The following is a 26144-nucleotide window of genomic DNA, read 5'->3' as shown; positions in this document are numbered from 1 at the left end:
ATCCCGAACGTTCCAACCTGTCATCCTGAACTCCCAACTGTCATCCCGAACGAAGTGAGGGATCTACTCGCAGGGAAAGCAGATCCCTCACTTCGTTCGGGATGACAAGCTAGGGCGGTTCGGGATGACAGCTACGCCAAAGTCTTGCTAGTGTTTGACCAGTTTTAACAGTAAGATCAACCCACTAGGGGATTTTCTTCAGGTAATCACGCACGGTGGCACGCCCGCTCTCGGAACGTCAGAAGAAACAGCGCAACGCCGCTGCCGCCGCTCCGCCACCGGCGGCGCCGAATCCGCGTCGCCAGCGTTTGCTGCGCGACATCGCGCTGATACTGATCGCGCCGGTACTGTTGTACATGCTGGCCAGCCTCTTCACCTTTTCGCCCAGCGATCCCAGCTGGTCGCATTCGGGCAGCGTGACCGCGCCGCTGCACAACATGGGCGGCCGCGTCGGCGCGTGGCTGGCCGACATGCTCATCTACATCTGCGGCTACGTGGCGTTCCTGCTGCCGATCATGCTGGGCGTCGTGGCCTGGATCGCCCTGTTCGGCATGGACGCGGACGGCGATGGCGATGCCGACCTAGGCCCCGCGCTGCGGCTGGTGGGCATCGTCGGCTTCCTGGTGTCGGCGGCGGGCCTGCTGTACCTGCGCATCGGCACGGTGGCCGATTTCACCGCCGGTGCGGGCGGCATCCTCGGGCAATTGGTAGGCCGGTCGCTGGCGCGAGGCTTCGGCATGATGGGCAGCAACCTGTTCCTGATCGCGCTGCTGCTGGTGTCGATCACGCTGGCTACCGGCCTGTCCTGGCTGGCGGTGATGGACCGCCTGGGCAAGTGGGCACTGGCGCTGCCGGGCCTGTTTCGGCGCGGCACGCAGCAGGCCGTGGAATGGCAGGAGGCGCGCGCCTTTCGCGAGGAGCGCGTCGAGTCGCGCAAGATCGATACCGAACTGCGCGCCAAGCGTGCACCGGTCAAAATCGAGCCACCTGCGCCGGCGCAGGTGGAGAAGAGCGATCGCGCCAAGCGCGAGCAGCAGATTCCGCTATTCCATGTCGGTGACGGTTCCGGCATTCCGCCGTTGGCGCTGCTCGACGATCCCAAGCCGCAGCAGAAAGGCTACAGCGAAGAAACGCTGGAAACGCTGTCGCGGCAGATCGAATTCAAGCTGCGCGATTTCCGCATCGAAGCGCAGGTCGTCGGCGCTTATCCCGGGCCGGTGATCACGCGCTTCGAATTGGAACCGGCGCCGGGCGTCAAAGTCAGCCAGATCAGTTCGCTGGACAAGGACATCGCGCGCGGCCTGTCGGTGAAATCGGTGCGCGTGGTCGACGTGATCCCGGGCAAGTCGGTGGTCGGCCTGGAAACGCCGAATACGCATCGCGAGATGATCTATCTCAGCGAGCTGCTGCGCTCGAAGGAATACGACAAGTCCGGCAGCCCGCTGACGCTCGCCCTGGGCAAGGACATCGCCGGCCGCCCGCTGGTCGCCGATCTGGCCCGCATGCCGCACTTGCTGGTGGCGGGCACCACCGGCTCGGGCAAATCCGTCGCGGTCAATGCGATGGTGCTGAGCCTGCTGTACAAGGCCGGCCCGCAGGACCTGCGGATGCTGATGATCGACCCGAAGATGCTCGAATTGTCCGTGTACCAGGGCATTCCGCATCTGCTGGCGCCGGTCGTCACCGACATGAAGGAAGCCGCCAACGGCCTGCGCTGGTGCGTCGCGGAAATGGAGCGCCGCTACAAGCTGATGAGCATGGTCGGCGTACGCAACCTGGCTGGCTTCAACAAGAAGGTGAAGGACGCGCAGGACGCCGGGCAGCCGATGATGGACCCGCTGTTCAAGCCGAATCCGGAACTGGGCGAAGCGCCGCGCCAGCTGGAGACCTTGCCGTTCATCGTCATCTTCATCGACGAATTCGCCGACATGATGATGATCGTCGGCAAGAAGGTCGAAGAACTCATCGCAAGGCTGGCGCAGAAGGCGCGCGCCGCCGGCATCCATCTGATCCTGGCCACGCAGCGGCCGTCGGTGGACGTGATCACCGGCTTGATCAAGGCCAATATCCCGACCCGCATCGCATTCCAGGTGTCGAGCAAGATCGACTCGCGCACGATCCTCGACCAGTCCGGCGCCGAAACGCTGCTCGGCCACGGCGACATGCTCTATCTGCCGCCGGGCACGGCCATGCCCGAGCGCGTGCACGGCGCCTTCGTCAGCGACGAGGAAGTGCACCGGGTGGTCGAGCACCTCAAGCAGAGCAGCAGCGGCCCGGACTACATCGAAGGGGTGCTGGAGGAAGTGCAATCGATGGGCGAAGGCCTGGTCGTCGGCGCCACCGGCCTGCCGGAAAGCACCGCCGGAGCAGGGGACGAAAGCGACCCGCTGTACGACGAGGCGGTCCGGATCGTCACCGAGACCCGCCGCGCCTCGATCTCCGGCGTCCAGCGCCGGCTCAAGATCGGCTACAACCGCGCCGCCCGCCTGGTCGAAGCGATGGAGGCCGCGGGCGTGGTCTCTCCGCCCGAACACAATGGCGACCGCAGCGTGCTGGCACCGCCGCCGCCGAAGGGCTAAGCTCCCGGCGGGGGAGTGTGCGGCACTGGGGAAAACTCATGTACGGCATTCGATGGCTGCCAGCCGTTCTGGCCGCGCTCGTAGCGTGCGCGGCGGTACCTGACGCGCACGCGCAAACCTGGCTGCGCTGGAGCAAAGCCACGCCGGTCAAAGATCCGGCCAAACAGACTGCGGCGCCCAAGCGTCGGATCGCAGCGGCACCCACCATCGCATCGGTGGCGCCGTCCCGCATCGCAGCTCCTCTCATGCCGCCACCGCCCGAGCCGAAGAAAGAAGCGCCACCGATGCGTAGCGGCCCTTCCATCACGATTATCGAGGAACCGCGTCCGCCGGCGCAGGTTTCCTCGCCTGTCGTGGCCAGCGTCGCACCGCCTGCGCCGAGCTTGCCTCCTTCGCCGGTCGCGGTGCCGTCGCCCGCGCCCAGTTCGCCGCCCGTGCCGATGTTCGCGCCGCCGCGTGCGCCGGCGATCGCATCGCCGGTGCGAATGGACGACGTCGTCGTGCAAGCGGCGCCGCTGATGCTGGTTGCGGAAACGGTTGCGGCATCGCCCCCGGCCTGCAGCGATTGCCCGACCCAGGAAGAACTGCAAGCCACTTCCGCCGCGCCTGTGCCGGGCGAAACGCCGCCTGAAGACCGCCAACTGCAATCCGAGCTAAAGCGCAGGCTGCTGCAGGGCCAGTGAGAAGGCGCTATTCAGCTGGGCGCTTGCAGACTTCCGGCATCGTTTTTCCAGGAACAGCCCCGCCAATGAAACGCGTCCCTTTCCTCGCCGCCTGCGCCGCGGCCCTGTTTTCGCTGGCCGCGATGGCGGCCGCGCGAGACGACCTGACCGCCTTCACCCGCGGCTTGAAAGGCCTCGACGGCCAGTTCGTGCAGAAGGTGTACGACCCCAACGGCAAGTTGAAGGAATCCACCAGCGGCCGCGTGGCCATGGCGGCGCCGCGCCAATTCCGCTGGGAGTACCTCAAGCCGCACCCGCAGCTGATCGTCGCCGACGGCAAAAAAGTGTGGGTCTACGATCCCGATCTGCAGCAGGTGACGGTGCGTCCGCAAGGCGTCGAAGAGCAGAACAGCCCGCTTGCTGCGCTGATCGACACCAGCAAGCTCGACCGCGACTTCGCGATCAAGGAAGCCGGCAGCGAAGGCGGCCTGGAGTGGCTGCTGCTGACGCCGCGCAACCAGGACCAGGCCAGCTTCGAATCGGCCAAGCTCGGCTTCGGCCCAGGCGGCCTCGCGCAGATGCAGGTGATCGATGCGGTCGGCCAGCGCACCGAGATCGCCTTCAGCGGCTGGAAGCGCAATCCCGGATTCGCCAAGGACACGTTCGCCTACACGCCGCCCAAGGGCGTGGATGTGATCGGCGAGAACTGAGCCGTCTTTTTTGTGGGAGCGGCTTTAGCCACGAGCTTTTGCTGGTCCCGTCATCTGCGAAGAGCTCGCGGCTAAAGCCGCTCCCACGAAGAGCGAACAGGGTCGGCGCTAGAATGCCCTTGTGGCCAAATCCAAACCCCGCCTGAGCGACGCCCCGGACCTGCTCAGCGTCGACCGCGACGCTTTGCGGCCGCTCGCCGAACGCATGCGCCCGCAGACGCTGGACGAGATGGTCGGCCAGCGCCGCCTGCTGGCGCCGGGCTCGGCCTTGCGCAGCTCGATCGAATCCGGCCATGTGCATTCGATGGTGCTGTGGGGCCCGCCCGGTTGCGGCAAGACCACGCTCGCGCTGCTGCTGGCCAAATACTCCGACGCCGAATTCAAGGCGATCTCCGCCGTGCTGTCCGGCTTGCCCGAAGTGCGCCAGGTGCTGGCCGAAGCCGGGCACCGTTTCGACGAAGGCCGCCGCACGGTGCTGTTCGTCGACGAGGTGCATCGCTTCAACAAGGCGCAGCAGGACGCGTTCCTGCCGCATATCGAACGCGGCACCATCCTGTTCGTCGGCGCCACCACCGAGAATCCGTCGTTCGAATTGAACTCGGCGCTGCTGTCGCGTTGCCGCGTGCACGTGATGGAAGCGGTGTCGACCGACGACATCGTCGAAGCGCTGCAACGCGCGCTGGCCGACGAAGAACGCGGTCTGGGCGGGCGCGGGCTGCAGATCGAACCGGAAGCCTTGCGCGAAATCGCCGGCGCCGCCGATGGCGACGTGCGGCGCGGGTTGACGCTGCTCGAAATCGCTTCCGAACTGGCCGGCGAGAGCGGCCGCATCGACCAGGACACGCTGCGCCAGGTGTTGGCCGACCGCACGCGCCGCTTCGACAAGGGCGGCGAGCAGTTCTACGACCAGATCTCAGCGCTGCACAAGTCCGTGCGCAGTTCCAATCCCGACGCCGCGCTGTACTGGTTCGCGCGCATGCTCGACGGCGGTTGCGATCCGATCTATCTGGCGCGCAGGCTCACGCGCATGGCGGTGGAAGACATCGGCCTGGCCGATCCGCGCGCTTTGCAGATGGCTACCGAAGCATGGGACGCCTACGAACGGCTCGGCAGCCCGGAAGGCGATCTCGCCTTGGCGCAGGTGGTCATTTATCTGGCTAGCACCGCCAAATCGAACGCGGCCTACATGGCGTTCGGCGCGGCCAAGCGCGACGTGGAGGAATACGGCACGCAGGAAGTGCCGATGCACATCCGCAACGCGCCGACCAAGCTCATGAAGCAACTCGGCTACGGCAAGGGCTACCAGTACGACCACGACCGCGAAGGCGGCATCGCCGTCGACCAGACCGGCTTTCCCGATGCGATGGGCGAGCGCGTCTATTACGAACCGGTCGAGCGCGGCATGGAAATCAAGCTGAAGGAAAAACTCGATGCGCTGCGCGCCGCCCGCGCTCTTGCGATGCGCAAATCATGATTCTTGTGGGAGCGGCTTTAGCCGCGAGCTCTTGGGTCCTCGGCTCAGTCGAAAAGCTCGCGGCTGAAGCCGCTCCCACAAGGCAAGGAAATAACCGATGAGTCCAGCGATCTGGTGGCAACAACTGGCCTTGGTCATGGCCGGCGGCGCGCTCGGCGCGGCGGGGCGTTTCTGGATCGGCGGTTACCTGCTGCGCCAGATCGGCAGCGGCTTCCCCTGGGGCACGCTGGCCGTCAACCTGATCGGTTCCTTCGCGGCGGGCTATCTCGCGATCTGGCTCGAGGGCAGGGGGCCGGCGGCGTTGTACTGGCGCGCCTTCCTGATCGTCGGCGTGCTCGGTGCGCTGACCACGTATTCGGCGCTGATGGTCGAATGCCTGCTGCTTGCCCGTTCGCAACGCACCGGCATGATGCTGGGCTATCTGGCGATCACCTTGCTCGCCGGACTGTTCCTGGTTTGGCTGGGCGCGCGCGCCGCCGGCTGGATGCGGCCGTAGCCGTGAGCCGTCAAGCGTTTGGAACGCATTGGTAATGCAATAGGAATGCCGTACCGGTAACGCGGTCACAGCGTTGCGGTCCGGCCCTCCCCCTGCGGGCCGCCCCACAAACGCCCCCGGAGATGACCTATGCGCCCGATGTCGCTTGTCCGCGCCCTGTGGTACGGATTCGTTGCCCTCATACCCTGGTTGCTGCTGTTGCTGATTCCGTTCGGCGAGGTGCTCGCGGCGCACTTCGAACGCGCCGGCGACCTGCGACAGGGCCGCGACATGGCCATGGCCGCCACCTTGCCCGACGGGCGCGTGCTGGTCACCGGCGGCGTCGGCTTGAACGACGAAGGCTGGGGCGTCTACCTGGCCACGTCCGAACTGTTCGATCCGGCGACGAATGCCTTCGTGCCTACCGGCGCGATGAACGACGGCCGCGACGGCAACGCGACGCTGACGCCGCTGGCCGACGGCAGAGTGCTGGTCACCGGCGGCATCGGCCAGAACGAACAGGGCGACAACGTCGCCTTCGCCAGCGCCGAGGTTTACGACCCGGCCACCGGGCAGTTCACGCGCACCGCCAACGACATGAGCAGCGTGCGCTACTTCCATACCGCCACCTTGCTCGCCGATGGCCGCGTGCTGGTGACCGGTGGCTGGGGCGCGGGCGAGCGCCTGGCCAGCGCCGATGTGTACGACCCGGCGACGAATCGCTTCGCCCGCGTCGGCGACATGACCATCGAACGCAACAGCCATACCGCCACACTGCTCGCCGACGGCCGCGTGCTGATCGCCGGCGGCCTGACCACCGATGCGGAGATCGTCGCCAGCGCCGAGCTTTTCGATCCGGTCAGCGGCCACTTCAGCGCCACCGGCGGCCTGGCCCAGCCGCGTTTCATGGCGACGGCTTCGCGCCTGGAAGACGGCCGCGTGCTGGTCGGCGGCGGCATGGACAACGGCGAGTGGCGTCCGGCCGGCGAGCTTTACGATCCGGCCAGGGGCCAGTTCGCCAGCGCCGGATCGCTGCATTGGTCGCGCAGCGATCACGCGCAAACCACGCTGCCCGATGGCCGCGTGCTGCTCACCGCAGGCGGCACCGACGAAGGCCCTACGCGCCGCGCCGAACGTTTCGATCCGGTCAGCGGCCGCTTCACCCTGGTCGCCAACATGGCCTTGGGCCGTGCGCGCGCTGCGACGGCGATGCTGCCCGACGGCCGCGTGCTGGTCGCCGGCGGCAACCGGCCCTGGGAACCGCCGCTGGCGATCGCCGAGGTGTACACGCCCACGCCGGGCCCATACGCGGATCTCGCGCTGGACATGCGCAGTTCCAGCGCGAACGTGCCAACCGGCGGCGCCTTCCACTATCTGTTGTCGCTGCGCAATAGCGGCACGATCGCCGCGCGCGATGCCGGCATCGATATCGAATTGCCGGAAGGCATCGAGGTCGGCCAGATCAAGGTCGCCGAATCGGGACTGTCGGGCGCTTGGCGCTGCGATCGCAACGGCACGGCCGTGTCTTGCGCTTCTCAGGGCGTGATTCGGCCCAATCCAAACCCCGATTTGCCGCGTCCGGCGCTTGCGATCCGCATAGACGCCGCCGCGCCGGCGACGGGATCCGAGTGGCCGCTGTTCGCGACCGCGCTGGCCAGCACGTCGACCAACGAAGACATCACCGCCAACAACGAAACCGAAGTTGTCTTCAACGTGACGAGCGCCGCAAAGGCACGTCGTGTCGCCGCCGAAAGAACCGGCGGCAAAACCCAACCGTCGCGCGTGGTTCGCGACGCGGTCAACGGCGCGGTGCGCACGCGTTGACCGATCGAAAGAAGAACGGCGGGCCGGGCATGCGGCGAACCGCAATGCCCGCCCACCGTGGGATGCAAGACCCGGACATGAGGGAACAGGTCGTGCATCCCAAAGCTCATCGCTGACGAGGAGATGAGGGGGAAGGCAGGCGCGCTTCCTTGCCGCCTGCCGAAGTCTTGAACACTTGCACGCCGGTTTCGCCGCCGGCCACGTAAAGCACGCCGTCCGACGGCGCCAGCAGGCGCTGCGGCACCTGGTGCCCGAGGTTGGTCAGCTTCAGCAGCACCGGATGGGTGGGATCGGAAACGTCCAGTTCGTGCAAGCCGTCGATGTTCGCGTACCAGGCGCGGTCGCCGCGCTGGGCGACCTTGTTGAATTGCGAATAGCCGGGCGTGTCGTAACGTCCCACGACTTTGGGCGAGCGCGGGTTGGCGATGTCGACCACCTGCAGGCCTTCCGTGCACGCCACGTACGCCAGCGAAACCGCGCTGTCGATCGTCACGTCGAACGCATGGCCGCAGCCCTGGTTGAAATGCGCCGCGAATGCGGGTTTGGCCGGATTGCTGAGGTCGAAGATGCGCAGACCGCCCGTGTCGGTGCCGGTGCCCGATTCCTGGCTCTCGGCCATGTAGGCGTATTGCCCGTCGACCTTGATCCGATAAGGCTGGCCGGACAGGCCGTCCCACCAGGTCAACTCGGGCGCGGCCGGATCGGAGATGTCGACCGCGCCGAACAGGCCGCCGTTGGTCCATTTGGCGACGTAGGCATAGTTGCCTTTGACATCGAGAACCGCCGCATACGGAAACTCCAGGCGTCCTTCTTCCACCGGCTGCTTGGGATTGGAAAGATCCACGCCGATCAGGCCGAAGCCCCAGGCCGCCACCCATGCGCGGTTGCCGGACACGACCGCCTGTTCGAAGCTGCGCGCCTCCATGTTTTCCGGCAGCCGCGCTTCGAACCGCGACAACGGCGACAGCGTATTCGGATCGCTCATCATCAAGCCGTAGTTGGGCTGCACCAGCAGGGCGCGGCCGCGGTACATGGCGATGTCGCGCGGATCCACGCCGCCCGGCAGCCATGCGGTCGCTACGCGGCGCGGTTTGGCCGGCGCGCTGACGTCGATCGAATGCACCAGATCGGTGTTGGTCTGCAGCAGCAGGTGCTTGCTGCCGCTGCGCACGGCGTAGTGGCCGCCGAATGCGGACATGTCGAAGTGGCCAACCGGCCTGGGCGAATCCAGATTGGACAGGTCGTAGATGTCCAGCCCTTCGCCCCAGCCGTAACCGTAGAAATGTTTCGCGCCGACGCGCACGCCGTACGTGGCCGGCGGCACGTCCAGATAGCTGCGCTTGACGATCTGGGTCGGATCGCTGAGGTCGAATACGCTCAGCTGGTTGCCGATGCCGATGGCCATGCCCGGTTCGGGCGTCAGGCTGAAAGTATCCAGCCCGTCCACCGAGTGCGCGGCGAGTTTGACCGGGTCTTCGGGGTTGCTCACGTCGTACAGATCCAGCGCCGTGCTCAAGATCCAGCCGCGCCCGGTCGCCTGGATGAGATTGCCGTTGGCGACGAGCTTGGTGTACTGGATCGGCACGCTGTCGATCGCGCTGCGGGTGAAGCGCGGCTTGACCGGGTCGGACAGATCGCCGACGAACAGGCCGTGGTTGTTGTCGAACAGGTACAGATGCCCGTTGGCGGCGACCACGCCCAGCAGCACCTTGTTGTCGGCGTCGGAATAATCCTCGGACTCGCCCACCAGCGCCGGCTTGGCCGGGTCGGCCAGCGAATACACGGCGACGCCGCCGGTGCCGTCGTGGCCGCGCCAGCTGGCGTACAGATAATCGCCGTTGCGGGTGATCGAATTGATCGCACCGCCGGCCGGGTCGGTGGTGGCCACGCGCAGCGGCGCGGTCGGCTTGGCGTAGTCCCAGGTCGCCAACACGCGGCCGGTGGGGATATGGACATAGCGGCCGTCGACGATGGGCTCGCTTTTCACCGCGCCGCCCCGCGCCAGGGCGAGTTCGAGCGCGGAAGCTTCGGCGGCGGAGGCGGGCAGGGGAGAGGCGAACGGGAGTGCGGACAACAACGCTACGGCAAGCAGCTTGCGGGTCATGCCTGTGGCTCCTGGGGGCTGGAGAACGTCGGGGATGTCGGTCGGGCGACGAGGGAATCGCCGTGGGGGAAGCCGACCTTGCGACGGGCCTGCGTGGCCGTCATTCCAATCGTTTGACGATTGCATTACTCGCGATGGAATGCCGCCGTTTCAGTGAACGCGGTCACCCGAGGCGGCCGATTTCGCGGGTTCGGACAGCGTCGGATCCAGCGACGCCGGGATCGCGCGCTCGCCTGCCAGTCGCTTGGCGCGGTCGTAGGCCTGCGGCCATTGCGGCCGCTGGCCCAGCGCGCGCAGCAGCCGAACCTGCAGCACGGCCATGTCGAAATCGTGCTCGGCCCACGGCGCGACGCGGCCGATCAGCGCCCCGGCTTCGGCCGTGCGGCCGCGTTCGAGCAGCCAGCTCGCATAGGCATCGATGGCGATCGCGGTTTCTTCGGGCACGCCTTCCTGTTCGGCCAGCGCCACGGCTGCGCGGTAGGTCGTTTCCGCCGCGGCCGTATCGCCGCGTGCCCGCTGCAGGCTGGCCAGGGTCAGCCGTTCCGGCAACGTATCGCCATAAGGCGTGATGGCGTTGCCCGAGGATGGGGCCAGATCGGCGGCCAGCGCGGCCTGCTCGCGCCGGAACGCGGTCCACGCGCGCAGCCGCGGGTTGGACTGCGGCGGCCAGGCGCGCAACGCGGCATCGGCCATCGCCACGGCCTGCCGGCCCTCGCCGCCGCGGCGGGCCAGATCCACCCGCAGATAGTCGCGGCGGCCGTAATCGGCGGGCACGGCCAGCGCGGCTTCGGGCATCGCCAGCAGCGTGCCGGCTTCGCGCAGCCGGCCAGCGACGATCAGCACTTCGGCGCGAGTGAGGATCAAATCCGCGCGCTGGCTCGGGTCGCGCATGCGCGGCAGCATCGCCCAAGCCCGTTCGCTTTCGGCGAGCGCCGCATCCGTGCGCAGCAGTGCGACTTGCACGCCCATCAGCACCTTGCGCACGGTGGCCAGCTCGTTCATCGCGCCCATGGCCTTGAAATCTTCCGCCGCTTTTTCCAGATACGGCAGCGCGTGCGCCGGACGCTGCCGGTCGAATTCGAGGATGCCCAGATTGGCGTCGACGCGCGCCACCGCCAGCGCATCGCCGCGCGCCACCAGTTGCACGCGTGCCCGGCCGAGGTCGGCCAGGGCCAGGTCGTAGCGCTTCTGTAGCGAGTACGCGACCGCGCGGCCGCTCAACGCCTGACCCAACTCGGCGGGATGCCCGCCGCCGCCGATCAGTTTCGTTACTTGGTCGTAAGCGCGTTCGGCTTCGGCGTAACGGTCCAGCCGGATCAGCATCGCGCCGCGCGCATTGAGCAGGCGCGCGTGGAAAGCCGGATCGCGGCGCGCCTCTTCGCTCGCCAACGCATGGTCGAGGGTCGCCAATCCGCGCGGGTATTCGCCCGCGCGGAAATCCACGCGCGCCAGCTGGTACTGCAGTTGCGGTTGCGAGCGCTGCAGTTCCGGCGCTTCCAGCAGGATGCGCCGCGCGGTTTCGATCTCGTTGGCCAGCATCGCGGCGCGCGCGCGCTGCAGGCGTTCGGCGAGCGCCGGTTCGGCGCTGCCGGCCGGCGAACGGCTGCCGCCGAGCGTGGGCGACAAGCGGTCCGCGGCGAGCCGCGCAGCTTCGAGCAGATCGGCATGGCGCGCCTGGCCGCGTTGCTTGATGCCCGCAGCGTCGGTCGCCGTCAACGCCACTTCCCATGCGTCCTGCGTCTGCCTGGCCCGGCTTTCGACGATCCACACCGCACGCGTCGCGCGGCGCAAGGCCCGGTTGTCGTCTTTGCTCGCTCGTTCGCGCAGCACGCTCAGTACCGTTTCGCTGGGCAGCACGGGCAAGCCCGCGCGATGCAGGCGGTCGGCGACGAAATCCATCAATCCCAGCCGCGCCCATGGCGCATCGTTGGGCTCGGCCACGGCGGTCGGCAGCACCAGGATGGTCCTGCCGGACGGCGCCGCTTCGGCGATCCGCTGCGAGAGCCCCGGCACGACCGGCGGCGCGCGATGCATGAGCATCCAGCCAAGCCAGGCCAGCACGATCAGCGCCGCTGCGCCGCCCAGCCATCGGATATGCCGCCGCCAGGCGCTGCGGGCGGGCGCCGCAGGCGCGACGGGCGCAGACAGCTCGGGCGCCGCTGCGAAAGCGGGCGGAGTATCGGCTGAGGCACCATCGTCGCCCATCATTTCCGCCTGCGTCTGCTCCAGCCAGCGGAATCCGTAACGCGGCACGGTACGGATCGAGCGCTGCTCATGGCCGTCGTCGCCGACCGCGCGCCGCGCGCGCAACACGATCTGCGCCAGCTGCGCATCGGACACGTCGGCTCGGCCGAATACCGCATGCACCAGTTCGTCGCGGCTGACCGCGCGGTCGCGGTGCTCGATCAGGCATATCAGGCATTCGAACACGCGCGCCGGCAGCGCTACGGGCTGGCCGCGCAGCCGCAGTTCGCGTGTGGCGAGATCGAGTACGTACTCCCCGAAACGATAGCGAGCGATGGTCATGAATGCCGATAGGGTATACGGACAGTCGCGCCCGCACGTCCGCTATCGACCCGAGCCATTCATGCGCCGGCGAAGATCACGCGCGACGGCCGATCACAAGGTGGCCTCGGCCCACCATCGGCATCTCCCAAGGCGATGTCGGCACTGGATGCAGGCGCTGTTGCTATACGCAAGCCGCATCCAACTTGCTGCACTCAATTCTTTTTAAACAACTTCATGTAGTATGTTTAAGTTATTGTTTTTTCTAATTAACTTGCGGCAGTAAAGGCTGCTCATGAGTCGGGCTCTAGGGTCCGCAACGACTTGCCCATGCTCGGACACAGGCGCATCCTCCGCGCGGGGGAGTTGCGTTCATTCCGGAGGAAGCCATGCGTCTTGTGATAGCCGCACTAATAGGTGGAATCGTGATGTTCGTCTGGGGCGCCGTCGCGCACATGGCATTGCCGATCGGCGAAATGGGCATGAAGACCGCCGTCGAACAGGATGCTGCGCTGACCGCGTTGAAAGCATCAGCAGCGGAAGGCGAGGGCATCTATATGCTGCCGGGCTTCGCGCCCGAAAAAATGTCCGATAGCGCCTTCGTCGAAGCGTTCCAAAAGCAATACGCTTCCAGCCCCTATGCCTTGGTGATCTACCAGCCCGGCGGCAATCCGGCGCTGACGAGCATGCTGCCGAACCTGGTCAAGCAATTCGTAACGGACACGTTTGCGGCCTTCGTGGTCGCCTGGGTGCTGGCGCTGGGGACTTTCGGCTTCGGGAAGCGCGTATTGATCGCGGGCGCGTTGGGGCTCTTCGCCTGGATCACGATCAGCCTGCCGTATTGGAACTGGTATCTGTTTCCGAGCACGTTCACTTTCGGCACCCTGCTCGAACAGGTGGTCGGCTGGCTGTTGGCGGGCGCTGCCATCGCATGGTGGCTAGGCCGCGGCGAGAAGAAGACGGCCTGACGGGCCGCAACGATGCCGCGCCAAATGGCCGACAACGCAAACCAAGCCCGGGACGCCTCGGAGGACGCGTCCCGGGAATCGGCGCTGCCCTGGTCGATCACCCTGCCTGTGGCCGTGGGCGTTTTCCTGGGCGCGATGCTGCTCGGCCTGTTGCTGCTGGCCTATGCCAACGGGCAAAAGAACATCGCTGAAACAACCGCGGCGGAGACCCGGCCGCAGCGCTCGCTGCCTGCCGCAGGTTCGGCCGAAGCCGTCGTGCCGCCCGCCGTTGTCGAAACCGCTTCGGTGCTGCCCAAGCTGCCGGGCCTGATCGAAGCCAATCGTTTGCGGCTTAAGACCGCCTGCATCGCCGGTACCGTGGGCCACCGCCGCAGCAACGGCTGGGTGCAGGCCGTCGACGACAACGCGCCCAGGCGCTGCGTGGCGACCAGCCAATAGCCGCCGGCGCGTCCCTTAGCCGTGAAAACCTTGTGAAAATAGCGGCTTAGCGACGTTCTGCATATCGAATCCGTCGCAATACTGTTTCAGATCCGCAACCTTTTTGACGGTCGCGCGGGAGCCGCTGTAATCGCGCTTGCCGCGCGCCGTCATGCGCTAACGAGGGTTGGGAACCGGCAATGCCGCGCGCTTGTGTTTCAGACCCGAAACGTTTTTTGCAATTTGGCCCCTCATTTTCGGCAATCACGCGCGTCAGCCTGCTTTTGGCGGCCGCATAGTCCATCGAAAACAATGGCCTACGAAATATTAATGCGTACCGGCATTAATGATGCATGTCTCTTTTGCGCCGTGAGCGGATGCCACCCCCGGGCGTCCTGTCGGCGTGCAGGAGAAAAAGATATGCATATCCGTAAATCACTTATCGCCTCCGCGGTGCTGATCGGCATCGGTATGACCGGCCAAGCATGGGCCCAGGCGGAAAACACAGAGAACGGCCCTGGACGCAATATCCAGGTAGCGATAGACGACGATAGCGACAACTCCAACAGCAGCAGCGGCGACAACCGCAACAACGACGGCTACGCCGAATCCAGCGGCTACGGCACAGCGGCCGCCAACAATGGCGGTACGGCGACCGCCAATTTCTCCAACTCCTTCAACTCCAGCAAAGCGATCGCGGTGACCCGCCTCGACGGCTATGTCACCGACATCCGCGTGCGCGATATCGGCAACTACGCCGGCAACAGCGGCAATGCCAATGGCGGCAGCGGCGGTGCCGGCGGCGGCGGTTATGGCGGTTGGGGCAATGGCGGCGCCGGCGACGGCGGACGCGGCGGACGCGGCGGCGATGCCGACAGCGATAGCGGCGATGCCGGATCGGCCAGTGTCGCGGCAAGCGCGGGCGGCTCGGGCAGCGGCGGCAGGGCGCGCGATCGCGGCCCAGGCGCAGCGACGGGCGGTGCAGGCACCGGCGGCGCGGGATCGGCTACCAGCGGCGCGGCGACGGCCAGCACCGGCTCTGCCAGCTCGACGGGCGGGGCGGGCGGTGCAGGCGGCTCGGGCACCGGCGGCGCGGGCGTAGGCGGTGCCGGCAACGGCGCGGCCGGCGGCACAGGCGGCAACGGCGGCGCGAACTTCGTCGACGCCGGCACGTTCGACATGTCCAACGACATGACCAGCGTCGGGCAAACGGCGGCCGGCATCATGGTCGCGGCCCAGAACAGCGGCTTCGCCTCGCTGATCCAGCAGGGCGTCACCGTGCAGGCCAACCTGACCGTTGGACCCAGCGCTCCGTAAGCGCAGCCCAGATGCGCCGCGGGGGCGCAAGCCTAGCGCGGCGCATCGCGTGCCCGCATGCGCGCAGCGCGCAATCGCGTGCGCTTGCGGGCGCGACACGCATGGCTGAAGGAGAACGACCATGCCTGCATGCAGAACAAAGGCATTCGCGATGACGACCGCGTTGTCGGCATCGATGTTCGGATCGGCCTGGGCCGATGAGCCCGTCGCCGTCGGCGCAACAACTGAGGCGCCGGCACGACTTACTTTCGCGGCGCCTGTCGAAGGGCTGGGTCCGGCGTTGGATCCAGCGTCGCTGGAAGGCTATCGCGGCGGCGACGACAGCGTCGAGAACCATGTCGACATCCACGGCCAGGTCGACGGCAATACCGCGCGGAACACCGTCAGCGGCAACAATACGCTCGGCGGAGACGCGTTCTCGAACGCCAGCGGCATCTCCACCGTGATCCAGAACAGCGGTTCGAACGTGCTGATCCAGAACGGCATGATCGTCAACGTGCAATTCGTTGGATCCGGTCCATGAGATCGTGCCTGCTGGCCGCGCTGGCCTTCGCCTTCGTCATTGCCGACGCGCAAGCCGGCTCCACCGAAGTGCGCGCCGCGAACGGCAGCTACACGGTGCGCCTGACCAGCCTGAAAGAGGCGCGTTTCAAAACGACGGTGCGCCAGCAATACGACTTCAGCTGCGGCTCGGCCGCGGTAGCGACGCTGCTGACTTACCAGTACGGCCAGCCGGTGACCGAAAGCGAAGTCTTCGTGCGCATGTACGCCCATGGCGACCAGGCCAAGATCCGCGAGGAAGGTTTTTCGCTGCTGGACATGCGCCGTTATTTCGAATCGCTGGGCTACGAGGCCGACGGCTTCGAACTCCCGCTGGACAAGCTGGTGGAGGAAGGCCTGCCGGCGATCGTATTGCTCAACGAGCGCGGTTACCGGCATTTCGTCGTGGTCAAGGGCCTGCGCAATGGGCGCGTGCTGATCGGCGATCCGGCGCTGGGCACGCGCGCGCTGTCGCGCGAACGTTTCGAAAAGCTGTGGGACAACGGCGTGCTGTTCGTGGTCCACAACAAACGCGAACTGGCGCATTTCAATACCGGAAACGACTGGCGCGTGGCGCCGACGGCGCCCGTCGATCAGGCGATCCAGCGCACCGGCCTGCAGAACATCGTCATGCCGCGACGCGGACCGGGAGACATCTGAGGCGGCCATGCGTACGATTCCGCATCGCTTTAGCGCCTTGTCATGGCTGATGGCCGGCCTGACGTGCGCGGTACCCGCTGAGGCGCAGGACAGCGAGGCTTCGCCGCTCGGCCAGCCGGTGGTTTTCGATAGGCTGGAAAGCCTGCGCGGCGGCTTCGACCTGCCGTCCGGATTGCAAGCTTCATTCGGCTTCGAGCGCGTGGTGTATCTCAACGGCGAACTCGTCGCCACCACGCGCGTCAGCATCCCCGACATCGGCAACATGACGCCCGAACAGGCGCAATCGCTGGCGGCGGCCAAGCAGGCCACGCTGGTGCAGGTGGGGCAGGGCAATACCTTCCAAGGCGGCGCAGGCGCGGGCGGGCTGGTGATCCAGAACACGCTCGACAATCAGGACATCCAGGTGCTGACCACGCTCGACATCGGCACCAACATGCTCGGCCACTACAAGGATCTCAACACGGAGGCGGCCCTGCGCGATGCGCTGATCGCGGCGCCGGGCTCGCCTTGAACCTGCGATCGCCACGGGTGTCGCTGCTGGCGGCCTGTCTGGGCGCGGCGCTCGCCGCCGCCGGCGGCGCCGCGCACGCACAGCAGGCTTCCGAATCGCGGCTGGACCAGCTGCAGGAGCAGATCGACGCGCAAACGCTGAAGCTCGAGCAGATGCGGCAGGCCCTGTCCGAGCAGGAGGGCAGCGTCGCCGAGTTGCAGCGCGCCTTGAACGAAGAACGTCTCGCGGGCGCACGTGCGAGAGGCGGTTCGATACCCGCATTCCAGGAAGCGCCCGTTGCGCAAACGGCTGCGCAGGAACGCATCGAACAGCAACCGGCGCAACCGGTCGGCCGCGCGCCCGAACCGGAAACGCGGCCGCCCGAAGTCGCGCAGATCTTCGACCAGCCCGGCGTGCTCACGCCGAGCGGCAAGCTCGTGCTGGAACCGTCGCTGCAGTTCGGCTATTGGGCCAACGACCGCGTCGCGCTGGTCGGCTACACCATCATCCCGGCGCTGCTGATCGGCCTGATCGACGTCCGCCAGGTCAAGACCACCACCGCGACCGGCGCGATCACCGCGCGCTACGGCATCGGCAGGCGGTTCGAACTGGAAGCCAAGGTGCCGTACGTCTACATCGACGGCGACACGATCAGCCGCGAGATATTCACCGGCAGCGCGGTCGACCGCGTGTTCAACGCCAGCGGCCACGGCATGGGCGACGTCGAAGTCACCGCGCGCTACCAGTTGAACCAGGGCGGCATGGACAAGGCGTTCTGGGTCGGCTGGCTGCGCTACAAGAGCCGTACCGGCCGCGATCTGTTCGAAGTGACCACCGACTGCGTGACGCGCTGCGTCGGCAACGCCACCGGCACCGGCCTGCCGCTCGAGTTGCCGACAGGCACCGGCTTCGAAGCGCTGCAGCCAGGCGTGACCTGGCTCTATCCCACCGATCCGGTGGTGTTCTTCGGCAGCTTCAGCTACCTGCACAATTTCCCGCGCAAGAACGTCAGCCGGCGGGTGCTGGGCGGCGCCGAGGAGCCGCTCGGCGAGATCGATGCGGGCGACATCTACGGCTTCAACGTCGGCATGGGCCTGGCCTTGAACGAAAAGGCTTCGATCAGCCTGGGCTACGACCAGAGCATCGTCGGCAAGACGCAGCAGAACGGCCAGGACGCGCCCGGCTCCGTGCGCGTCGTTTTGGGCACGCTGCTGATCGGCGCTTCGTACCGCTACAACGAGCGCAGCACCTTGAACCTGTCGCTTGGCGTGGGCGTTACCCGCGACACGCCGGATCTGACGCTGACTGCACGGCTGCCGACGTCGTACTGATCGCTACCGCACTTATCGCTATCGTCAGGCCTGCGCGATAACCGATGGCGGGTGCGAATCACCTGCGGCTTCCACTGACCGGCCGAGTGCGTACCGAGCAAAGTGGCGGGTATCCCCCGAGCGGATACCGACATGGCGCCCTTGTTCCGTCCAGGCGTTGGAGAACATACCTCTCCGGCCTGGTGCTTGTGCCTGCTGCTGGCCTGCGTGCCGCTGTGCGGCGTCGCCGGCGAAATCGATGCCGGCGGCGCTTCGCGCGATGAACAGCCGCCGCCGATGCCGGCGCACGCGGTTCCACCCCTCGGCGACGAATGCCGCGATATTCGCAACCCGCGGATCGATGGCATGGGCCGGTGGGCGTGCGCGGTCGCCGTCGGTGCAGCCGGCGAACGCGACACCGCCGTCGACGCGCGTGGCAACACAGCCTCCCACTGAAAGGATTCAGCATGAAAATGATTCGAATTGCCCCGGCATTGCCGGTGTTGCTCTGCATGGCAGGCGCTCATGCGCAAGCCGGCACCCAGGTCGCATACGACGCCTTCGCGCCGGTGTACGTGGTCAGCTCGCCCGATACTTACCGCAAGAGCCTCGACGGCATCGCCCGCAACGCCCAGAACAGGCGCGACGGCGGAGGCAACGACGTAGTGATCTCGGAGGTGAGTCAGCACCAGTTGCCCGAGGTCACCGGACGCATCCATTCGCGCGAACAGCGCTGCGGCGGATTTTTCTCTTTCGATAGCCGCGCGGAAGCCGAAGCGTTCGTGCATTCGGCGGCCCCGGCCAACGCCGGCGCCTCGAATCCGATCGTCTATACCATCGACAACCAAGCCACTGTGATGCCGTGGCTGCCGCAGGTCCGCGAAGAAAATATCTACCGCACCATCAAACACCTTTCGACCGCTTACCCGAACCGCTACTACGCCAGCGCCAATGCGTACGTGCCGTCGACATGGATTCGGGACGCCTGGCTCGGCCTGGCCGCGGGCCGAGACGATGTGAACGCAGTACTGTTTCCGTGCTCCTCGTGCGGCAACCAGTATTCCGTGATCCTGAGTATCGAAGGGAGCGAAGAGCCGGACGAGATCGTGGTGCTTGGCGCGCATCTGGATTCGATCGCCCCTAGCAGCGGCACTAAAGCCATGCTCGCCCCAGGTGCGGACGACGATGCTTCCGGCATCGCAACGTTGACCGAGGTCCTACGCGTAGCGCTGACGAGCGGCTGGAAACCTAAACGAACCGTGATGTTCATGGCCTATGCGGCCGAGGAAGTGGGCTTGCGCGGCTCGCTCGCGATCGCCGACTCGTTCAAGACGGGCGGAAAAAAAGTCGTCGGCGTCCTGCAACTGGACATGACCAACTACAAATCCGGCAACGGCCCGGACCTGCGCCTGGTGACCGACAACTCCGATCCGGCCTTGCAATCGTTCGTCTCGGCGCTGTTCCAGGAGTATCTGGCGCCGGTCGGTCCGACGCTCGGCAGCTTCACTTGCGGCTACGGTTGTTCCGACCATGCCTCGTGGACGATCAAAGGTTTCCCATCGGCGATGCTGTTCGAAGCCGGCGACGACGACGGCGGCTATTTCCCCTACATCCATTCGCCGCACGACAAGCTGGAGAATATGGGCGATTCGGCCGGCCGCAGCGTTTATTTCGCGCAGATGGCATTGGCTTTCATGGGCGAAGTCGGCAAGACGGCAAGCGGTACGCTAGGCAAGCGCGTCGCCGACGTCGACTGATGTCATCGCAGTTTGGCGGGCGCACCGGTACCGAGCGCGTCCGCCAGCGTGTCGGTAAGCCTGCGTCCCGCCTCCCCGTTCTTGTCGAGATTCGGGTTGTAGACGGTGACCTCGATGCCCATCGCCATGCCGCTGACTAGGGCGATCCGCAACGTTTGCGTCAGTTCTTCGGTCGACAAGCCGCCGGACAGGCGGTATTCCACCGCGGGCATTACCTCATCGTCGAGGCAATCCGCATCGACATGGATGAAGAATCCCTCCAGCTCCAGCCGCGTCAGGTGTTTCACCGCAGCCCAGGCCGCGGCTTTGATGCCGAGCGAGCGGATTTTTTCGAGATCGTAGGCCAGCAGGTCGTCCGGCAGCGGCTGGCTGCCGTATTCGGCTTGTTCTTCCGCATCGCGGAAACCGAACGCGACAACATCTTCTTGGCGCACCAGCGGGCTGCGATTTTCGATATCCGTCAGCAGGGCAGGGCCATGGCCGGTCGCGAAGGCCAAGTCCATCGATGCCGCTTCGCCGTTCGGATTGGCCTCGGGCTGGTAGAAATCGGCGTGGCCGTCGATGAACAGCAGACCGTACCGGCCGCGGCGTTTGAACGCCAGCGTCGTGCCGAGCAGGATCGAGCAATCGCCGCCCAGCACCACCGGAAATTCGCCGCGATCGAGCGCCTCTTCCATCGCATCCGCCAGCTTCGGCGACCATGCCGCGATCGAATGCGCATTCAACGTCAAAGTCTCTTCGTCGCGCGCACTCCCGTACGCAGGCACGCGCAGCCGGGTCGCGTGCCGCGCCTGCATGCGCGTGGCCAGGCCATGACCCAGCAGCGCTTCGGGCAACAACTCCACGCCGGTGGGCCGCAAGCCGAGGTTCGATGGCGCTTCAATGATGGCGTAGCGTCTTTCGCTCACCGGATGCTCCGTTTCGAAGGCATCCGAGTGTCCATGAAAGCCGGGAAAGGCCGCGTCACGGCGCCGTGAGGAATCCTGGGGGGCGCGAGGAGGGGAGGGCCGGCGACGTCACTCTTCCTTGTCGCGTATCGACATGAGCCCGACGAAGAACAGGAATTCGAGGGCCGCGAACGCCAGCAGCACCATCAGTCCCAGTACGTACACGGCTTGCCCGCGCGGCACGACGACGTTCCAAACGCTCAGCCACAGCGCGGCGCCCATCGCCAGGGCGATGGCGAAAATGGCATAGAGCGCCGGCGTGATTACCGGCACGGTCACCAGGCGCTGCGCCGCACGATCCCGGCGTTCTCCGCGCAAGGCCAACAGGTTGCCGAGGATGAACCAGGAGCCGAGCAGGGCGCTGCACCAGCCCCACACCGTCGCCGGCGACCAACCAGCGAGCGCCATCGGAAACGGCAGCAGCGAAAAAAACAGCACCAGGAAACTGTCGCCGATCAACAACCAGAGCAAACGCAACTCCGTCGACGACCAGGGCCGCGTTCCGCGGAAGCGGATCGTCACTACCAGCCCGGAAAAACCGGCCAGCGTGACCGCGATCTTGGCGAGAGTTTGCAGGATCGGCTCGTTCACGGCGCGAAACTACACGAAAACGCGCTCTTACGACATTCGAAACCAAGCCTTCGCATTGCGGCTACTTCCCATGGGCCAGCATCGCGGCCGACGCCGCTTAACGGAGTTTGTGCGATGCAACATTCAGCTTACCGATCGCACCGGGGCGAAAGCCATTACGGCCGTTTGATGGCGATGGCGATTCTCTCGTTCTTCGTCATGTACGCGCTGATGTACGCGATGGTCGATCGCTGGAGCAACGTCTTCGCGAACACCAACCAATTCTATATGGCGGGCTTGATGGTGGCGCCGATGGTGATCATCGAGGTCGCGCTGATGCGCGGCATGTATCCCAACAAGGGCGCGAATGCGCTGATCGTTGGCCTCAGCATCGCGGCAGGGCTTTTCTTCTGGTTCGGCATCCGGCAACAGATCGCGATTACAGACGCCCAATTCCTGAAGTCCATGGTGCCGCACCACGCAGGCGCGATCCTGATGTGCGAGAAGAGCAAGCTCCAGGATCCGGACCTGCAGCGCCTGTGCGGCGAGATCGCCTCTTCGCAGCAGCGCGAGATCGACCTGATGCAGGCGAAGCTCAAGGCGATCGACTAGAGGCGCCCGGCCTCACACGAAACGGAGATGCCCATGTACCTATCGGCCGACCTGGCGCAACTCGCCACGATCACCGGACGCGTGCTGCTCGGCGGCTTGTTCGTCCTCGGCGGAATAGAACACTTCACGTCGTTGCCCGCAGTGAGCGGCGCGATGGCCAAGCGCGGCGTCCCCATGGCGCACCTGGTCCTGATCGCAGGCAGCCTATTTCAGATCGCCTGCGGCGCGTTGCTGATGCTCGGGCTCTGGGTGACCGCAGCGGCTTTGGGATTGGTGGTATTCACGCTTGCGGCCTCGGCCATCTTCATGAACTTCTGGAGCCTGCAGGGCGAGGCGAGGGCAGGGGCCATCGGCGGCTGGAAAACCAATCTGGCGCTTATCGGAGGCTTATTGGTCGCTGCCGCCAGTAACGTGCTTTGACTTTTTTCGGCTGGCGACCCGCGTCAGTCCAGCTTCCGCCACACGGAAACCGGGATGCGGCCGTCCGGACGCGGCGGCACCCGATAGCTCAAGGTTCGGCCTTCTAGTTTGTACTTGCGCTTCTGCACGGTGCCTTCCCAGTTCGGAAACGAAGCCGATTCGATCGCGAATAGCAAAAGGCCTTCCTTCGCGTCGACCGTGACGGTACCGAAATGGGTGCTCGAGCCCATGACCGCCGCCTTGAATTCATCGGCGGTGCCGTTGCCTTTGTCCGGCCCGACGAATCGCGGGCGTTCGGATTTGAAGATCTGCAGCGAATAACGTCCCGCCGCGTCGACGATCAGCCGGCCCTTGGGGTTTTCTCCGTAGTCGCGCACGCGCTCGCCGTCGGGCCGGATCTGGTCGGCGGCGACCAGGGTCCACGTTCCGCGCAAAGGCGATTCCTGCGCCGAGGCGGCAGCGACGATGGTCAGGCTGCCGATTGCGGCCAGTGCGGCCAAAGCGATGTTGGCAAGACGCATGACGACTCCGATTCCGGGTGGCGAGGGCTGGGATGCGGCTCAGCCTAGTCAGCCGCCATCCATTTGAATACCCTGTTGATCCGGATATCTGTCATTTCATTCTTAAATGGATGGCCATGAAAAGCCTGGATGTAAGCGCGGTCAAGGCATTCGTTCTGACCGCGGAGCTGCAGAGCTTCACGCGCGCCGCGGACGTGCTGGGGACGGCCCAATCCGCGATCAGCCTCAAGTTGGCCCGGCTGGAAACGCAGCTCGGCCGGCGCCTGCTGGAACGCACGCCCAGATCGGTTCGCCTGTCCGCCGAGGGGCTCGCTTTTCTCGATGCGGCGCGGGAACTGGTGGCCACGCACGATCGCGCGGCCAAGTCGTTCGAGACGCAGCCGCGTCGCCTGGTCGTGGGCGTCAGTCATCTGATCGTGGGCAGCGCCTTGCCTGCGCTGCTCCGCCAGATGAGGCATCACGATCCGGCCTTGCAGCTGGAAATGCGCGTCGCGGGAACGCGCGACCTCATGCAGGCATACGAGCGCCGCGAAGTGGAAGCGTCGCTGGTGTTGCGTCCCGATGATCGGCGCAAACAGGGCAGGGTGGCGTTCTCCCAATCGTTCCACTGGTTCGCGGCCGCCGATTGGAAGCCGCAGCGCGAACAGCCGCTGCCATTGGCGACCCAGGGCGAGTCGTGCCGGGTACGCAACGCTGCGGTGCGCGCGCTCGATCGTGCAGGCATCGGCTGGAACGAGATTTTCGTCGGAAAAGGCGCTGCAGTCGTCGGCGCCGCAGCCGCCGCCGGGTTTGCGGTGGCGCCCTTGGCAAGACAGACGGCGCCGGCCAATACGATCGACATCGGAAGCCGACTGCGACTACCCGCCATTCCGGCCCAGGACGTGCTGCTTTACAGCGCGCTCAACGACGCCCGTTCGCGCGACGCGCTGCGCATTCTTTGCCTGGCCTTCCAATGAAGTCCGCACGGCTTGTGCGAGCTATTCCTCTAAGCGACTCGTGCCGTCGCGATCGCGGTCGTATCGCTTCTTGAGCGGAAACGGCGGCAACCAGGATTCGCGGCGGATGGTCCAGAGTTCGTAGGTGGGCGTCAGCTGGTCGGGGGCGTCCAGTATTCCCAAGTTCACTTCGATTTCGTCCGCGGTGCGTGAGAAAACGGGCGAACCGCAGTGGGGACAGAAAAACCGCCCAGCGTGATTGCGCGTTTCGCCTTCGATCGAAACCGCATCCTGTGGGAATATCGCGAAAGCTTGAAAAAGAGCGCCGTGGTGCTTACGACAGTCGAGACAGTGACAAATGCCGACCCGGTATGGGCGTCCCGACGCCTCGATCCGGACGTTGCCGCATAGGCAACCGCCTGCAAATCGGTCCATGCTGTTTCTCCTTGGATCAAGTTGGCGGAATGTTTACAACGAGCGGCAATGGCATGCAATTTGGGGCTGTCGCCATCGGATCTTGATGCGACCGGCGTTAGCGTATCCAATGGGGAATGCCGATGCGCCCAGTTCCAGACCGCCGCCGCTTTATTTACCGTGCCGCCGCGCTCGGCGTGCTTGGCGTGCTGCCTTGGGGCCGCGCGATGGCGGCTTCGTGCAAAGAGGCCAACAGTTCCTGGATTCCAGACGACGAGTTTCTCGCAGGGCTGCCCAGGATCATGAAGGCTTTCGCCGTACCCGGCGTCGGCATTGCGGTCGTCGAGGGCGGTACGGTGGCCTGGAGCCGAGGCTTCGGCGTGACCAACGCGTCGACCGGTGCGCCCGTCGATGCGCGGACGGTGTTCGAAGACGCGTCGCTGAGCAAACCGGTATTCGCCTATCTGGTCATGCAGTTGGTAGAGCAGGGCATGATCGACTTGGATCGTCCGCTGGTGCGGTATCGGCGCCCCGAATACCTGGCCGATCACCCCTGGGTAGCGCTGATCACCCCGCGCGACGTGTTGCGTCATACCACCGGGCTGCCGAACTGGCGCGCTTCGCCGGCGACGGAAAAGCTCGTACCGGTGGTGAAGCCTGGGACCCGCATCGACTATTCCGGCGAGGCCTTCTTCTGGCTGCAGTTGGCGGTGGAAACGATCACCGGCCAGAGCCTGGACGATTCGATGCGGACGCATCTATTCGGCCCGGCCGGCATGAAGGACAGCAGCTACACGTGGAATGCGGACCTGGCCGCGCGATCCGTCTACGGCCACCCTGCGCACGATGCGACGGATGCACGCATGCCGTCGCAGATGTTCCGCGAACGATGGAGCGTCGCCCAGAAAGTCGCGGACCGCTGGGGCAAGCCGCTATCCGCATGGAAGTACGAAGACGCCGAACGCGCGTTGCCCGAAGTGATCGCGCTCGCACCGCCTGGCTTGGTGACGTGGCCGGGCGACATCGTCGCCAATGCGGCGGCGAGCCTGCGCACCACCGTGCAGGATTACGCGAAGTTCCTGGCCCTGATGATGGCGCGCAAGCAGCGCGCGCCATGGGAGATCGCCGAAGCCACGCGGCAGGCCATGCTCACGCCGCAGATCAAGGTACCCGGCCGATGGACGGAGAAAGGCCTGGGTTGGAACATGGAGGAGACCCGCGACGGCCCGGTGTTCTACCACTCGGGCAGCAACGGCGGCATCTTCAAGAACTTCGCGATCGGCGACGCGCAACGACGCCGCGGCATCGTCGTGTTGACCAATGGCGGCAGCGGCTCTTTCGTCCATCAGCGTGTGGTGCGGGCGGCGACGGGATACGACCTGCTGTCCTATGATCTCTAGCTGCTTTGTATAGCGATAAACGTACTCTGACCCCGTTTTCGGGTCTCGCGCCTGGCGTATTCGTCGCCCCAACCGACAAACTCAAAGTGGTCGGCACCGTGCTGCAGGCGAGGTTCGCCGATCGCAGCAGCCCGCTCAACAGCAGCCGCGCGTGATCCTGCGTTACGCCGAAGCCAAGCGCTTGCTGGTGTCCGGCCTGTTGGACCATGGCGGCGAGATGGCCGAACGCGCCGCCGTGGTCGATGCGCGCTACGGCGAGGGCCACGTGCTGCTGTTCGCCGGCAACCCTCTCTGGCGCGGCGAGACCGTCGGGACTTATGCCCCGGTGTTCAGCGCCATCGGCAATTTCGACCGGCTCGACGCGGGAACATCGCCGGAGCCGGGCACACCATAGGCGCCAGAGGCCCTATCCGGAGTCAGACATGTGGCGGGGGTAAGCCGGCTTTCAAGCGGTCGATTTATGTTTCGCCTTCACGATGCGGTGAGCGGGTCGCTCCCGATATTTTTTCAGCCGAGAATCGCGAACCAGGTCA

General features: G+C 65.8%; 26 protein-coding genes. 20 read left to right on the top strand and 6 right to left on the bottom strand.

What is annotated here, in order from left to right; genetic code table 11:
• Positions 1–215: 215 nt before the first annotated feature.
• From M2650_RS03205 to M2650_RS03180, 6 genes are all read left to right on the top strand, one after another.
• Complete coding sequence (locus M2650_RS03205) at positions 216–2579, top strand: DNA translocase FtsK (protein ID WP_249471088.1); 2364 nt, start codon at positions 216–218, stop codon at positions 2577–2579.
• Between the two features lie 284 nt (positions 2580–2863).
• Positions 2864–3262 (top strand): hypothetical protein, encoded by a 399-nt coding sequence (locus M2650_RS03200; RefSeq protein WP_249471085.1) that lies wholly within the window; start codon positions 2864–2866, stop codon positions 3260–3262.
• Positions 3263–3327: 65 nt separating this feature from the next.
• On the top strand, positions 3328–3951 hold the full coding sequence (lolA, locus tag M2650_RS03195; RefSeq protein WP_249471082.1) for an outer membrane lipoprotein periplasmic chaperone LolA: 624 nt from the start codon (positions 3328–3330) through the stop codon (positions 3949–3951).
• 121 nt (positions 3952–4072) lie between these two features.
• A complete protein-coding gene (locus tag M2650_RS03190; protein WP_249471080.1) occupies positions 4073–5425 on the top strand; it encodes a replication-associated recombination protein A in 1353 nt (450 codons plus the stop codon).
• A gap of 97 nt (positions 5426–5522) precedes the next feature.
• Entirely contained in the window at positions 5523–5921 is a 399-nt protein-coding gene (gene crcB, locus M2650_RS03185) for a fluoride efflux transporter CrcB (RefSeq protein ID WP_249471077.1), read from the top strand.
• Between the two features lie 129 nt (positions 5922–6050).
• Positions 6051–7724 (top strand): Kelch repeat-containing protein, encoded by a 1674-nt coding sequence (locus tag M2650_RS03180; protein ID WP_249471075.1) that lies wholly within the window; start codon positions 6051–6053, stop codon positions 7722–7724.
• Positions 7725–7830: 106 nt separating this feature from the next.
• Here the strand turns inward: M2650_RS03180 and M2650_RS03175 are convergent, their stop codons facing one another.
• Positions 7831–9828: an LVIVD repeat-containing protein gene (locus M2650_RS03175; RefSeq protein ID WP_249471074.1), complete on the bottom strand. Its 1998-nt coding sequence runs from the start codon at positions 9826–9828 to the stop codon at positions 7831–7833.
• 150 nt (positions 9829–9978) lie between these two features.
• A complete protein-coding gene (locus M2650_RS03170; protein ID WP_249471072.1) occupies positions 9979–12354 on the bottom strand; it encodes a winged helix-turn-helix domain-containing protein in 2376 nt (791 codons plus the stop codon).
• A 368-nt stretch (positions 12355–12722) separates the two neighbouring features.
• On the opposite strand from M2650_RS03170, the gene M2650_RS03165 reads away from it, so the two are divergent.
• From M2650_RS03165 to M2650_RS03125, 9 genes are all read left to right on the top strand, one after another.
• Positions 12723–13301 (top strand): hypothetical protein, encoded by a 579-nt coding sequence (locus tag M2650_RS03165; RefSeq protein WP_249471069.1) that lies wholly within the window; start codon positions 12723–12725, stop codon positions 13299–13301.
• Between the two features lie 24 nt (positions 13302–13325).
• Positions 13326–13739: a hypothetical protein gene (locus tag M2650_RS03160; RefSeq protein ID WP_249471066.1), complete on the top strand. Its 414-nt coding sequence runs from the start codon at positions 13326–13328 to the stop codon at positions 13737–13739.
• A 399-nt stretch (positions 13740–14138) separates the two neighbouring features.
• A complete protein-coding gene (locus tag M2650_RS03155; protein WP_249471063.1) occupies positions 14139–15035 on the top strand; it encodes a hypothetical protein in 897 nt (298 codons plus the stop codon).
• Positions 15036–15186: 151 nt separating this feature from the next.
• The gene (locus M2650_RS03150) at positions 15187–15558 is read left to right on the top strand and encodes a hypothetical protein (protein WP_249471060.1); all 372 of its coding nucleotides are present in this window, start codon (positions 15187–15189) and stop codon (positions 15556–15558) included.
• Positions 15555–16235 (top strand): C39 family peptidase, encoded by a 681-nt coding sequence (locus tag M2650_RS03145; RefSeq protein ID WP_249471057.1) that lies wholly within the window; start codon positions 15555–15557, stop codon positions 16233–16235. Before M2650_RS03150 ends, M2650_RS03145 begins: the two co-directional genes overlap by 4 nt.
• A gap of 7 nt (positions 16236–16242) precedes the next feature.
• On the top strand, positions 16243–16746 hold the full coding sequence (locus M2650_RS03140; RefSeq protein ID WP_249471054.1) for a hypothetical protein: 504 nt from the start codon (positions 16243–16245) through the stop codon (positions 16744–16746).
• On the top strand, positions 16743–18056 hold the full coding sequence (locus M2650_RS03135) for an acetate kinase (RefSeq protein ID WP_249471052.1): 1314 nt from the start codon (positions 16743–16745) through the stop codon (positions 18054–18056). The genes M2650_RS03140 and M2650_RS03135 overlap by 4 nt, the downstream gene beginning before the upstream one ends.
• Before the next feature lie 132 nt (positions 18057–18188).
• On the top strand, positions 18189–18491 hold the full coding sequence (locus tag M2650_RS03130) for a hypothetical protein (RefSeq protein WP_249471049.1): 303 nt from the start codon (positions 18189–18191) through the stop codon (positions 18489–18491).
• Positions 18492–18502: 11 nt separating this feature from the next.
• A complete protein-coding gene (locus M2650_RS03125) occupies positions 18503–19792 on the top strand; it encodes a M20/M25/M40 family metallo-hydrolase (RefSeq protein ID WP_249471046.1) in 1290 nt (429 codons plus the stop codon).
• A 2-nt stretch (positions 19793–19794) separates the two neighbouring features.
• Here M2650_RS03125 and M2650_RS03120 read toward each other — a convergent pair whose 3' ends face one another.
• Both M2650_RS03120 and M2650_RS03115 read right to left on the bottom strand, forming a co-directional pair.
• A complete protein-coding gene (locus M2650_RS03120) occupies positions 19795–20700 on the bottom strand; it encodes an arginase family protein (RefSeq protein ID WP_249471043.1) in 906 nt (301 codons plus the stop codon).
• A gap of 108 nt (positions 20701–20808) precedes the next feature.
• On the bottom strand, positions 20809–21330 hold the full coding sequence (locus tag M2650_RS03115) for a hypothetical protein (RefSeq protein WP_249471040.1): 522 nt from the start codon (positions 21328–21330) through the stop codon (positions 20809–20811).
• A 114-nt stretch (positions 21331–21444) separates the two neighbouring features.
• On the opposite strand from M2650_RS03115, the gene M2650_RS03110 reads away from it, so the two are divergent.
• On the top strand, positions 21445–21921 hold the full coding sequence (locus tag M2650_RS03110) for a DUF305 domain-containing protein (protein ID WP_249471037.1): 477 nt from the start codon (positions 21445–21447) through the stop codon (positions 21919–21921).
• 27 nt (positions 21922–21948) lie between these two features.
• Positions 21949–22341 carry a DoxX family protein gene (locus M2650_RS03105; protein WP_249471034.1) on the top strand — a complete coding sequence of 131 codons (393 nt, stop codon included), beginning with the start codon at positions 21949–21951 and terminating at the stop codon, positions 22339–22341.
• Positions 22342–22364: 23 nt separating this feature from the next.
• Here the strand turns inward: M2650_RS03105 and M2650_RS03100 are convergent, their stop codons facing one another.
• The gene (locus tag M2650_RS03100; RefSeq protein WP_249471031.1) at positions 22365–22862 is read right to left on the bottom strand and encodes a lipocalin-like domain-containing protein; all 498 of its coding nucleotides are present in this window, start codon (positions 22860–22862) and stop codon (positions 22365–22367) included.
• Positions 22863–22894: 32 nt separating this feature from the next.
• Between M2650_RS03100 and M2650_RS03095 the strand changes: the two genes are divergently transcribed.
• Positions 22895–23818, top strand: a complete 924-nt coding sequence (locus tag M2650_RS03095) for a LysR family transcriptional regulator (protein WP_249471026.1) — start codon at positions 22895–22897, stop codon at positions 23816–23818.
• A 21-nt stretch (positions 23819–23839) separates the two neighbouring features.
• Here the strand turns inward: M2650_RS03095 and M2650_RS16365 are convergent, their stop codons facing one another.
• Entirely contained in the window at positions 23840–24232 is a 393-nt protein-coding gene (locus tag M2650_RS16365) for a GFA family protein (RefSeq protein ID WP_283254609.1), read from the bottom strand.
• Positions 24233–24354: 122 nt separating this feature from the next.
• Here M2650_RS16365 and M2650_RS03080 point away from each other — a divergent pair, with 122 nt between their 5' ends.
• Both M2650_RS03080 and M2650_RS03075 read left to right on the top strand, forming a co-directional pair.
• Positions 24355–25611, top strand: coding sequence for a serine hydrolase domain-containing protein (locus tag M2650_RS03080; RefSeq protein ID WP_249471023.1), 1257 nt, complete (start codon positions 24355–24357; stop codon positions 25609–25611).
• A 151-nt stretch (positions 25612–25762) separates the two neighbouring features.
• Entirely contained in the window at positions 25763–26005 is a 243-nt protein-coding gene (locus M2650_RS03075) for a hypothetical protein (protein ID WP_249471020.1), read from the top strand.
• Positions 26006–26144: the final 139 nt, after the last annotated feature.

Source organism: Luteimonas galliterrae, assembly GCF_023374055.1.
GTDB classification, from domain to species: domain Bacteria; phylum Pseudomonadota; class Gammaproteobacteria; order Xanthomonadales; family Xanthomonadaceae; genus Luteimonas_C; species Luteimonas_C galliterrae.
The sequence above is the reverse complement of the archived record's forward strand: the minus strand, read 5'-3'. Positions and strand labels throughout refer to the sequence as shown.